The sequence below is a fragment of the Chryseobacterium sp. 2TAF14 genome, assembly GCF_052115105.1.
GTDB lineage: Bacteria > Bacteroidota > Bacteroidia > Flavobacteriales > Weeksellaceae > Chryseobacterium.
Genome location: NZ_JBFRGA010000091.1, coordinates 1 through 11,776 on the forward strand (window position 1 = coordinate 1; position 11,776 = coordinate 11,776).

The window sequence follows — 11,776 nt, forward strand, 5'->3', positions numbered from 1 at the left end:
GGTAGAGGATATTCTGTGGATAATTTACAATGGATGAGAAAGTTTTATTTGACCTTCGAAAAGAGGGTTTCTCATGAAATAATACCAATCAATGAAAATTACGAGACACCGTCTCGTAATTCTGTATTCACGTTATCCTGGTCACATTACATACAGCTGATGAAGATTGCTAATGACGATGAGAGAATCTTTTATGAGATAGAGGCAACTCAAAACAATTGGAGTGTCAGAGAACTTACCAGACAATACAATTCGGCTATTTACGAAAGACTGGCTTTAAGCAGAGATAAAGAGGGGATAAAACAACTTTCTAAAAAGGGTCAAATTCTAGAAAAACCCACTGATATTCTAAAAAGTCATTATGTTTTGGAATTTTTGGATTTGAAACAGGATAGCCGATATTCAGAAAGTGATTTAGAAACTGAGGTCATCAATAAGCTGGAGTATTTCATGTTAGAATTAGGAAAAGGGTTTCTATTTGAAGGAAGGCAAAGAAGATTCACTTTCGAAGGTGATAGTTTTTTTGTAGACTTAGTTTTCTATAACAGATTGCTAAAATGTTTTGTATTATTCGATTTAAAAATCGGTAAACTTACCCATCAAGATATTGGACAAATGCAGATGTATGTCAATTACTATGATAGAAAAGTAAAACTGGAAGAAGAGAATCCTACAATTGGAATTATTCTTTGTAAAGAAGAAAATAAAACGGTTATAGAATTTACATTGCCGGAAGATAACAAAACGATTTTTGCAAAAGAATATAAAGCCATTCTCCCCAGTAAAGAAGAACTTAAAAGACAAATCAACGGATAATAATAAAAAATTAGTGATGATACTTAGACATCCTAAAGACATTTTCTGACTTTAACAGCCAATATTACAGCTTGTTATATACCCTTGCTAATTTACTTCTGTTGAGATATAATTCTCAATCAGATTGTTATGAAGAAAGCTATATTAAGAAATGAATCTCAGCCTGAGATTAATAAATATATTCCAGCAATACCTTTAAAAAAAATTCCCCCCGAAAAGGCTCTACAGATATTAAGGAGGGCCGGTCATGACGTAAACGAAGAACAGTCAGAGGAGATTATGGAGTTTCTCTATATTATTGTAAAACTTACTTTAAAAGAATTTTTTACATCTGATTGATAATTTGTACCTTAGCAGTATATCGGAAAGATGAATTTCTACTGCATCATTTTCTTTTGATGCCATCTAAAACTAATTTTTAACGAAATACTACAACTATGGTTATTGCAGATTTGTATATAAGAGTATCTACCGATGAACAGGCTGAAAAGGGCTATTCACAAAGAGATCAGGATGAGAGATTGAGAAAATATTGTGCTAATAATAATATAGCTATCAACAAGGTAATCTTTGAAGATCATTCAGCAAAAAGTTTCAATCGTCCGGAATGGAAAAAGTATCTTCTTGAAATAAGAAAGAAAAGCCATAAAAGCAACTTGGTTCTCTTCACTAAATGGGACAGATTTAGTCGTAATACTGCAGATGCTTATCAAATGATAAGTTTATTGCACAAAAATCACATTATCCCTCAATCTATCGAACAGCCATTGGACATGTCTGTTCCTGAAAACAAACTTATGCTTGCGATCTATCTTTCCACTCCGGAAGTAGAAAATGACAGAAGAGCGCTCAATACCTTTCACGGTATGCGCAGAGCAAAAAAAGAAGGCAGGCTAATGGGAATTGCTCCATACGGATATATCAATAGAAGTCATGAAGATGGTAAAAAATATATTGCCATAAAAGAGCCAGAAGGATCCAATATAGCCTGGGCTTTTAGTGAGGTCGCAAAAGGACATATTCCAGCTGATCATGTTAGAGTGCAGATGAATAAAAGGGAGGGTGCTTCAATGTCAAGAAGTGCTTTTGCAAAAGCTATGAGAAATCCGGTTTACTGTGGTAAAATACAGCAGATAATGGACAAAAAAAGAAAAGTAGAAGGACCAGGTGGCAGGGTGTTGGGTAATGAACGTTTTCCACTGCGTGGACTTTTAATTTGCCCAAGATGTGGTAAAAATCTTACTGCAAGTGGAGCTAAAGGAAAGTCTAAGACCTATTATTACTATCATTGCCATTATAAATGCGGATTCCGTTTTGATTCAGACAGATTGAACGAACTCTTTGAATTGGAAATTTCGAAATTGGAATACAATCCAATCATCAAAGATTTGATGAAAGAAATACTTTTAGATAACTATAAACAGTTCACCTTTGATATAGATGCTAAAAGAAAGTCCATATCAAAAGAGATCAATGAGCTTAATGAAAAAGTTGCGAATGCAAGAGATAAATATCTTGCAGATAAATTAGATGAAGAAGATTACAAAGAGGTAAAAAAAATTACAAAAGAACAAATTGAACAGTTAGAACAAGAGATCCAGCATATTGTTTCAGAAAGCAAAGAACTTGATATAAAAACAAAAATAGAAAATGCTCTCGACTCAATGGAAAACCTTGCAAACCTCTATCAACAGGGCGATTTACAGACAAAAAGAACGATAGGGTGTTTGATATTTCCTCAAAAAGTCGAATTTGACGGAAAAAATTTTCAAACACCTAAAATGAATATTGTTGCTCAATGTATCTATCAGTATAACAACGGATTAGGAAATAAAAAAAACCGACATAAGAGAAAAAAATCTACAAATGTCGGTCTTGTGACCTCGACAGGATTCAAACCTGTAACCTTCTGAGCCGTAATCAGATGCGCTATTCAGTTGCGCCACGAGGCCGTTGTTTAAAGGTTTGCAAATATAATACTTTTTTAGTTTCTTTGAAAGATGAAAGCAAATTTTTTACTGATAATCGCATTTTTATTTCTAACCAGCTGTAAAAGAGAACAAAAAATATCGACTTCTGATTGGGAAGTGATCTCCACAAGACTGCAGTTTAAAGATCAGGGCGGAAAATTAGACATAAAATCCGGGAACTTTACCTATAGTTTTGAAAAAAATAAGGTTCCGTTTCAAAAAATTATACTTTTAAATGCAAGTTTAATGGGTTTTGTGTCTGAACTGGAAGCGGAAAATCTGGTGATCGGAATTGCAAGTCCGGAATATATTTATTCACAAAAAATTGAAGGGTTATTAAAATCAGGAAAAATTCAAAACGTAGGAAACGAGCAGAAATATGATGTCGAAAAAATCATCTCGATGAAACCTGATGCAATTTTTACCAATTATATTGCGAGTTTTGACAATACGTACCAGCTTTTGAAAAACAATAATATTCAGGTGATTTTCTTAGATGAATATATGGAGCAAAGCCCGATGGTGAAAACTTCGTACATCAAACTTTTTGGAAAACTTTTAGGCAAAGAAAAAGAGGCCGAAGAGAGGTTTAACCAGATTCAGAAAAATTACAACGACTTAAAAGCATTAGCTTTAAAAGCGGCTTCAAAACCCAATATTTTAGCCAACGAAATGTATGGCGACATTTGGTATATGCCGGGCGGAAAAACCTTTACAGCCAACTATGTTGCAGATGCAAATGCTGATTATATTTTAAAAAATAATACCGAAGAAAAAGCTGTAACAATGAGCTTTGAAGAGGTTTTTTCGAAGTCCGGAAACATCCAGTTCTGGGTAAACGCAGGAAATCATGTGTCGAAGAAAGAGATGATTAACATCAATCCTTTTTATGGTAAATTAGAAGTTTTCAACAAAGGAAAAATCTACGGAGTGGCAGGAAAAGAAAAACAGAAAGCCAACGATTTTTTTGAAAGTGGAGTAGTACGTTCAGATTTGGTATTAAAAGATTATATTAAAATTTTTCATCCTGAGCTTTTACAAGATTATCAGCTGACTTATATGAATGAATTGAAGTAAATAAGTGTAATAATATTTACATTTTCATTTTTAAAGTGTTGAAATTCAAACCATCAATAAACAACTAAAAACTATCAACTCCTTAACTCGCAGTATTTTTATATTTTTGCGTCAAGTTTTAAGCTTATGTGGAAAAAAATAAAACAGTTTATTTTTATTGTTCTGATTTTGAATGTTGTTTTCATTGTCTGGGGAAGATTTTTCAACCCGCCCATTACAATCACACAGATCGGAGGTCTTTTTGAATACGGGAAACTGCACCGTGACTACATTTCTTACGATGAAATGGGAGCTAACGTGAAAAAAGCGGTCATTGCTTCCGAGGATCAGAAGTTTTTCAATCACAATGGTTTTGATTATAAAGCGATCGAAAAAGCCATGAAAAATAACGAAAAAGGTAAAAAACTGAGAGGTGGAAGTACCATCTCGCAACAAACCGCTAAAAATGTTTTTCTTTGGCAAGGCAGAAGCTGGGTAAGAAAAGGGCTTGAAGCTGTTTATACCTTCATTATTGAAAAAGTATGGTCAAAAGATATCATCCTTGAAAGATACCTGAATTCTATTGAAATGGGACAGGGAGTTTTCGGCGTGGAAGCCGCATCACAGTACTATTTTGGGAAATCTTCTAAAGATCTTACAACTTCAGAAGCAGCCTGGATTGCAGCTGTTTTACCCAATCCTAAAAAATATGATCCTAAAAACCCATCTTCATACCTTAGAAAGAAGCACAACTGGATTATGAGACAAATGAGGAATGTAAGTTTGAAATAGTATCTTTGCCCAATGAAACTGTTGAGCTCAAGCACAAAAAATTTTGAATCTGTTCTTAAAAAGTATTTTTCTTTTAAGAATGAGACTTCTTCGCTGGAGCCTTTAGCTGAGTTTTTGGAGGCAGTCAAGAAGACAGATTTTAAGAACGTTATAGATTTTTTAAAGTCAAATCCCGATTCTTCGGCTCATTTCAGATATTATCTGTATAATATTTTTGTAGAAAGACCTTTCAATCTTTCTTTAACCGAAGCCAATATTCTTTCGGAAAACGCTTTCTTCCCGGAGCTTAAAAAAAGGATCTTAAATAAAGTTTTACCACCTGTAGAACACGAGAAAACAGTTTGGTATCTTATTGATAACGTAAGTTTTAGTCCGAAAAAAGACCTTGAATATTTCCACAATATTCCTGAAGATGAGATGAATGAATTTTTGAGCATTTTAGGAATTTCAGATTTTATTGAAAAGCCAAATGTGAAAAATGAGCTGATATTTTCGATGAATATCCTTTCATGGCGCGTTACAGGCATGGCTCTGGAAGTTGATGTGGTAAGAATGGCTCCGGAATACAGAAATTTTGACAACCCATTTTTAGCTTTACAAAACGAGCTGGAAGCTTTGGCGGAAGATTTTAAAATCAATCCCGAAATTCAGCTTCACTCAAAAGACAGCCGTTACAAGCAGATTAAAATTTATGCGGAGCAATGTCAGGATTTTGTAAATATTGCTTTTAAAAACTCTTCAAAATACGGTATTTCAGGGAAAATTAATCAATCTTTGCTGAAGATCCGTCAACAGACGCAGAGGATTTCCGAGATTGTCAATTTATTAATTATCGACGGGCCGGAAGATGTTATTATTAAATCTAAACAGCTTATTTTTAATATCCTGAATTATAAATCTCACAAGAATAATATTTCAGATCTTATCAATGACAGCACCCGTCTTATTTCGCATCTAATTACAAATCACACCGCCGAAACAGGAAGTCATTATATCACCACGAGCCGGAAGCAGTACATGAAAATGTTTTACAAAGCCAGCGGCGGCGGAATTATTGTTGGCGCTTTATGCGTTCTGAAACTGTTGTACGGTTTTATGCCCGGAAGCGATTTTTTCCATGCATTTTTATATTCTTTAAATTATGCGATGGGATTTGTGATGATTTATCTGATGGGCTTTACTCTGGCAACAAAACAGCCTGCAATGACGGCTGCAACAATGACCAAAGTTTTGTCTGAACAGGAAAATACGAAGAAAAACTATACCGAATTTGCCGATTTGGTTTCAAAATTATTCCGGAGCCAGTTTATTGCTTTTGTAGGAAATGTGCTTCTTTCTTTCCCGGTTGCTTTGCTTATTATTTATGGTTTGGATGTTTTCTTCTCCCAAAATCTGGCGGTCGAAAAATCTGATAAACTTTTGAAAGATCTTAATCCTTTTGAATCTAAAGCCATTTTGCACGCTTGTATTGCCGGTTTCTACCTGTTTATTTCGGGGATTATTTCAGGGAATATCGGGAACAATTCTGTGTTTTACCAGATTCCGGATCGAATTGCTAAAAACCTTCCGATCAGAAGGATGTTTGGAGCCCGTTTTGCAAAAAGTCTGTCTAAATATTATGCTAAAAACTGGGCCGGAATTATTTCCAATTTCTGGTTCGGAGTTTTTCTTGGTGCAACGGCGCCGATCGGCTTGTTTTTCGGGCTCGATTTAGATATTCGTCACATCACTTTTGCTGCCGGAAATTTTGCTATTGGTTTGTATGGAAAAGATTTTATCGTGGGTTCATCGGTTTTCTGGATATCGTTTGTCACCGTTTTCATCATCGGATTTTTCAATTTTCTGGTAAGTTTCAGCTTGTCGATGTTTTTGGCATTCCGTTCAAGAAAAATGAATCTTGGTGAAGTAAGAGAGATTTACCGTGCAATTTTTAGATATTTTGTGAGAAATCCGTTGAAGTTTTTTATTCCGCTTCGCTCAAGTTTTGATGTAAAGTCTAATCACTTGGTGCAAAGTTCAGCTCCTACAAAACCTGAAGGTCAATAAATTTTTCTTCACCGAATTTATCCTGAAACTTTTTCAGGTAAAAGCTTTTTCTCATTTTAAAATCGTTTTTCAGCAATGGCGAATTTATTTTGATCTGAATAATTTTTTGGTCTAAATTAACGCTTACAATTTCCTGAAAAAGGCTTTCATCAAGATAATCTTCCAGGAAATCTTTAATTTCAAAAGCAACAAGTTTATCTTCAAAACCATGAATTCTGGCAAAAGATTTTACCAGCTCTGAAGATTGGAATTCGCGTTTTTTATTTCGTTTCATAAATCAAACTTCAAAAATTATACTTTCTTCATTGATTTTCTTCACAACATTTTCCGTACGTTCCCTGTGTGTATCTGTAATAAAAATCTGTCCGAAATTTTCCTGGTTGACAAGTTTGATAAGTTGAGCAACTCGTGTGTCATCAAGCTTATCAAAAATATCATCCAATAAAAGAATCGGTGTTTTTCCGGTAAGTTCTTTTACAAGGCTCATCTGAGCGAGTTTTAATGAAATTAAAAATGATTTTTGCTGTCCCTGCGAACCAGTTTTTTTTATGAGAACAGAATCCATTTCAAAAAGAAGATCATCTTTGTGAATTCCTTTTGAGGTGTAAGTCAACATTCTGTCTCGTTCCAAACTTTGTTGTAACAGATTTTCAAATGAATCATCAAGCAAATGAGATTCATAAATCACGGAAACACTTTCTTTTCCTCCGGAAATGATCTGGTAAAAATTTTGAACAATAGGATTTAGTTTTGCAACAAATTCTCTTCTTTTTTCAAAAATTTTGGAGCCTGATTTTGTGATCGGTTCATCGTAAATTTCTAATGAATCTTTGTCCCAAACCCTGTTTTTTGCAAAATATTTTAACAAAGCATTTCGCTGCTGAATAGTTTTTTGATACTGAATCAAATCGTAAAGATATCCTGAATCGGTCTGAGAAATCATCGAATCTAAGAACTTTCTGCGGCTTTCCCCTGAATCTGAGATGAGGTTTGAATCGTAAGGCGAAATCATCACGCTTGGCAAATAACCAACGTGATCGGCTATTCTGTCGTAGCTTTTATCGTTTTTTTTAATGACTTTTTTTGCTTCCCTGGGCTGAGAGATTTTTAAAGTATCTTCGCTATCTTCGTTCCGTATTTCAGCATCGATTGTGAAAAAATCTTCCTCTTTTTTGATGTTGTTGGTATCGGTATTTCCTAAAAAACTTTTTCCTACCGAAAGATAGTGTAACGCATCGAGAATATTGGTTTTTCCCACGCCGTTATTCCCTACAAAACAATTGATTTGCGGAGAAAATTCAAACTTTTTTTCAGAATGATTTTTAAAATTGTAAAGAGTGAGTTTGTTGATGATCATAATCCTAAAATTTTATATAATTTTTCAGGATTTTGGCGATTATCCCAGAATGCAGCAATAAAAATAATATTCAATTTTCTTTTATAGATTAAGCTGTAATTTCCAAAGAATATATTTCTGAAATCTGAATTTGAAATCCTTTTTCCAATGTCTGGCTGTTGTTTCAGGATATTAGAATATTCTTTAATCTCTGATTTTAATTTTTTACTGTAAATGAAGTTTTTATTTCTATTATTATAATATTCAAAAATTGCATCTCTTTGTTTTTGTGCAATTTCGGTCCAAAACACTTTTATTTCATCCATTCTTCATCGAGTTTGTCTAATTCTTCTTCAGAAATTACACGACCGTATTTAATATCTTCTTCCGCAACTCGTAACATTTTCATCTGTACATCAGATAATTCGATTTCTTTTTCTTCTATTTGTGTTGAAGAGAAAATTTTATCAATAGCCTCCAGAAAAACTACATTTTTTGTCGATAATATTTTTTCGATTAATCGGTTTCTTAATAACTGTAAATTTTCCATCCTCAAAATTTTAAGTAAAGATAAATAATTAAAAACAAAAATGGCAAGCCGGAACAAGTCTCAACCCAAAAAGAAAAGTAAGAATCTTTATTGGAATTTTTTGAAAAATAAATCAGAATATAAGTAAATATCGAACTTAAAAAAAAGCATACAGCAAACTCGATTTTTAAATAAAAAACAGCTAAGAGACAAGCTAAGAAAACAAAAATATAAGCAAGATATTTTGTGTTTTGCACACCAATTAATTTTGGAAATGTCTGAACAGTATCGCTTTTCATATCACGAATATCAAAGGGTAAAACCAGGGCTGATACAAAAAAGAAACTGATGAAAAATATTGGAAAATTAAATTCGGGCACAGTAAGCCAGCAATTGACCAGTGCCCAAACTAAACCCACATAAAATACTTTAAGTAAAGGAATTTTCCGGATATAGGCTTCAAGAAAAAAGCTGTTGTATAATAATCCTAAAACAACAATGACAAACCATTTTACCAAACGTATTTCATTATGATTAAAAATAATTAAACATGCCGAAACAATTCCTGCAACGATATTCAGTAATAAAATTTTATAAAAATATTTGGTGTTCTGATATTTCGTATATAAATATCCGCTGAAATAGGTGATAAATATCAAAAGAACCGAAGGGAAACGGAATGTGTTTTGCTCAAACATGAAAAAAACTGCGAAAACGGTTCCCATTAAAGATACGTAAAGTTGGCTGTCGATGACAGATTTTTTCAGTAATTTTAAGCAATTCATTTATCAAAAATAACACTTATGCAAAGATATTCCAAGGTTTTGTTCCTTCTCCTGTTTTTATCGTGTTTCTCTAATGCTTTTAGCCAGAAGTATTACGAGACTCAATGGAAAAAAATACAATCAAATTATGAAAAAGGAGCCTACAAATCAAATCTTCCGGTTGTTTTAGAAATTCAGAAACAGGCTATGAAAGAAAATAATGCGTTACAGCTGATCCGCTCTCTGAAAGCTGAATTCAGTATTGTAAACCAAACGATGGATGACGAAAAAAATGATTCGGCATCAAAGTTTTTTGCGAAACTTCAAACTACAGAAAACAACCTGAAAGGCGACGATCTTTTGTTTTACAAAGTTTTGCTGTCTGGTTTTATGCTCGATTATTACAATGAGCATTCCTGGGAAATCAATGGCAGAACCAATATAAATTCTCAGGATGTATCGCAGATTGAAACATGGAGTAAGCTTGATTTTAAAAATTATTTGACCCGGAATTTTAAAGAGCTTGATCAGCAAAATCAGGCAATGAGCAAGATTTCTCTTGTAAAATACAAAGATGTTTTTTCAGACATTGGTGATATTGATTATTTCTCAACTTTACAGGATTGGTATGCGCTGAAAAAGATCAATTTTTTGTCTAATAAGGAGTTGTTTACAAAGAACGAACTGGCAGAAAACAAAGTTTTAGTCAATACTGTTTTTGATGAATTAATAGCTGAAAATTCAGGTAATTCAAAGCTGTATTTCATGCATCAAAAATTGTCGGAAAATTGCAATTTTAATCTTTGTAAAGATAAATTGGTGCAGCTTCAAAATCTGATGAAAACGAATGTTGAAGGCGATTATAAAGTGCTTGTTGCTGAAGAAATTATAGATGAATTAATTAGAGAAAATAAACAAAAAGAGGCACTTCAACTTGCAGGTTCTGTCAAAAATCAGTACCCGAAATCTTCTTTTATTGAAAATATCAAAAATAAGGAAAATCAAATCTTAAATCCTTCTTTAAGCTTTAAATATGAAGAGCAAACCCAGTCAAATCTGCCGATTCATATAGTTGCAGAATATAAAAATGTGAAAGAATTTTCGATAAATATTTATGAAGTAAAAGATAATTTTTTAGCTTTCATGCAATATGCTAGAAATCCTTACAATGACGCTTATGCAAAAGTGAAAAAAACGTTGGTGAGAAAAGATGTTTTTCAGCTGAATGATCCTCAGGATTTCCAGCTTCATAAAACTTCTGTTGAGATGAAAGCGCTTCCTTCCGGAATTTATGTTGCAGAATATGAAGTTTCAGGCTCAAAACCTGATAGCGATTATGATCACAATTTTTATTTTATAGTTTCTGATCATAAAGTTATTTATCATAACAAAAGCGAAAGTAATCAGCTTTCCAATGAGTTGAAATTAATTAGTTCGGAAAACGGAAAGCCAATCAATAATGAAAACCTTACATTTTATGAGTTTGTACAGAATAAAACTTTAAATAAAATCGCCGGGAAGACCGATGAAAAAGGAATTTTTAAACTTCCGGCAACCAATAACAAAGATTATTACAGAGCGATTCTCATTCAGCAACCGAAAACCAACGACTTTCAGCTGATGCAAATCTATGGTAACAATAACCGCGAAATCTATAATCCCAATAAGCAAACCCGTTCTAAAGCCCAGATTTTTACAGACAGAGCAATTTACAGACCCGGGCAAACCGTTTATTTTAAAGTAATCAACACCAAAATAGATAAGGAAACGGAAGGTGTCGTATCAAATTTAAAGCAGAAGATAACGTTAAGAGATGCCAATAATCAGGAAGTTGCTGTACAGAATTTTACGACTAATGAATTTGGCTCTTATCATGGAAGTTTTATTTTGCCTAAAGGAAAACTGAATGGAAATTTCACGCTTATAACGGATGAAAATACGGCTGGTTACAGAAATATAAAGGTTGAAGAATATAAACGCCCGAAATTTGAAGTAACATTTGATCCGGTAAAAGATGAATATAAATACGGACAAACCATCGAATTAAAAGGTAATGCGATGATGTTTTCCGGAGTGCCTTTAAGCAATACCAACGTAAGCTATGAAATAAGAAAACAGAACATCCGATGGAGATATTTTCCGGGATTTCCGCATGATTACGGAAATGAAAATTCAATTCTCGGAGAGGCAAAAACTAATGAAAAAGGAGAGTTTACGATAAAATTAGACCTTAAAAAAGACGAAAAATTAGAGGGAATCCAGATTGATAATTATCAGATCAATGCTTCGGTTACAGACATTAATGGTGAAACACAGACAGCAAACACCAATCTGAAAGTTTCTTCGGTTTCTCATTACATCAAAGCAGATGAGATTAAAAACACTTTTGCCGGTGAAAACGTAAAAATAAAAGTGGAAACCAAAAATTACAACGAACAAAACCTTAAAAAATCTTACCATGTAAAAC

The 11,776-nt window shown here is 33.4% G+C and carries 12 protein-coding genes and 1 tRNA gene; 7 read left to right on the top strand and 6 right to left on the bottom strand.

Translation table 11 applies throughout. The annotated features are described in order from the left end of the window. The 3 genes from AB4Y90_RS10875 to AB4Y90_RS10885 form a co-directional block, all read left to right on the top strand. Window positions 1-816, top strand: an 816-nt coding sequence (locus AB4Y90_RS10875) for a PDDEXK nuclease domain-containing protein (protein WP_441557566.1), incomplete at its 5' end; no start/stop codon positions are given. Window positions 817-945: 129 nt separating this feature from the next. After that, window positions 946-1,155 (top strand): hypothetical protein, encoded by a 210-nt coding sequence (locus AB4Y90_RS10880; protein WP_441557567.1) that lies wholly within the window; start codon window positions 946-948, stop codon window positions 1,153-1,155. Window positions 1,156-1,253: 98 nt separating this feature from the next. Next, on the top strand, window positions 1,254-2,729 hold the full coding sequence (locus AB4Y90_RS10885; protein WP_441557568.1) for a recombinase family protein: 1,476 nt from the start codon (window positions 1,254-1,256) through the stop codon (window positions 2,727-2,729). Here the strand turns inward: AB4Y90_RS10885 and AB4Y90_RS10890 are convergent. After that, window positions 2,695-2,768, bottom strand: a tRNA-Arg gene (locus tag AB4Y90_RS10890). The genes AB4Y90_RS10885 and AB4Y90_RS10890 overlap by 35 nt on opposite strands. Window positions 2,769-2,816: 48 nt before the next feature. Here AB4Y90_RS10890 and AB4Y90_RS10895 point away from each other — a divergent pair. The 3 genes from AB4Y90_RS10895 to AB4Y90_RS10905 all read left to right on the top strand — a co-directional run bounded on the left by AB4Y90_RS10895 (window position 2,817) and on the right by AB4Y90_RS10905 (window position 6,680). Next, window positions 2,817-3,863 carry an ABC transporter substrate-binding protein gene (locus AB4Y90_RS10895; protein WP_441557570.1) on the top strand — a complete coding sequence of 349 codons (1,047 nt, stop codon included), beginning with the start codon at window positions 2,817-2,819 and terminating at the stop codon, window positions 3,861-3,863. 126 nt (window positions 3,864-3,989) lie between these two features. After that, window positions 3,990-4,634 carry a monofunctional biosynthetic peptidoglycan transglycosylase gene (mtgA, locus tag AB4Y90_RS10900; RefSeq protein WP_441557571.1) on the top strand — a complete coding sequence of 215 codons (645 nt, stop codon included), beginning with the start codon at window positions 3,990-3,992 and terminating at the stop codon, window positions 4,632-4,634. 12 nt (window positions 4,635-4,646) lie between these two features. Continuing rightward, window positions 4,647-6,680, top strand: a complete 2,034-nt coding sequence (locus tag AB4Y90_RS10905; RefSeq protein WP_441557572.1) for a recombinase — start codon at window positions 4,647-4,649, stop codon at window positions 6,678-6,680. On the opposite strand, the gene AB4Y90_RS10910 is transcribed toward AB4Y90_RS10905, so the two are convergent. The 5 genes from AB4Y90_RS10910 to AB4Y90_RS10930 are packed head-to-tail and all read right to left on the bottom strand — an operon-like array spanning window position 6,658 to window position 9,330. Beyond that, the gene (locus tag AB4Y90_RS10910; protein ID WP_441557574.1) at window positions 6,658-6,954 is read right to left on the bottom strand and encodes a hypothetical protein; all 297 of its coding nucleotides are present in this window, start codon (window positions 6,952-6,954) and stop codon (window positions 6,658-6,660) included. The two genes, AB4Y90_RS10905 and AB4Y90_RS10910, sit on opposite strands and share 23 nt — an antisense overlap. A gap of 3 nt (window positions 6,955-6,957) precedes the next feature. Then, window positions 6,958-8,037, bottom strand: a complete 1,080-nt coding sequence (gene recF, locus AB4Y90_RS10915; RefSeq protein ID WP_441557575.1) for a DNA replication/repair protein RecF — start codon at window positions 8,035-8,037, stop codon at window positions 6,958-6,960. Then, a complete protein-coding gene (locus tag AB4Y90_RS10920; protein WP_441557576.1) occupies window positions 8,034-8,342 on the bottom strand; it encodes a type II toxin-antitoxin system RelE/ParE family toxin in 309 nt (102 codons plus the stop codon). Before AB4Y90_RS10920 ends, recF begins: the two co-directional genes overlap by 4 nt. Then, window positions 8,330-8,566 carry a hypothetical protein gene (locus AB4Y90_RS10925; RefSeq protein WP_441557577.1) on the bottom strand — a complete coding sequence of 79 codons (237 nt, stop codon included), beginning with the start codon at window positions 8,564-8,566 and terminating at the stop codon, window positions 8,330-8,332. Before AB4Y90_RS10925 ends, AB4Y90_RS10920 begins: the two co-directional genes overlap by 13 nt. A 2-nt stretch (window positions 8,567-8,568) precedes the next feature. Further along, window positions 8,569-9,330, bottom strand: a complete 762-nt coding sequence (locus AB4Y90_RS10930) for a hypothetical protein (RefSeq protein ID WP_441557579.1) — start codon at window positions 9,328-9,330, stop codon at window positions 8,569-8,571. 18 nt (window positions 9,331-9,348) lie between these two features. Here AB4Y90_RS10930 and AB4Y90_RS10935 point away from each other — a divergent pair. Beyond that, a partial coding sequence (locus AB4Y90_RS10935) for an MG2 domain-containing protein (RefSeq protein ID WP_441557580.1) occupies window positions 9,349-11,776 on the top strand: 2,428 nt, incomplete at its 3' end.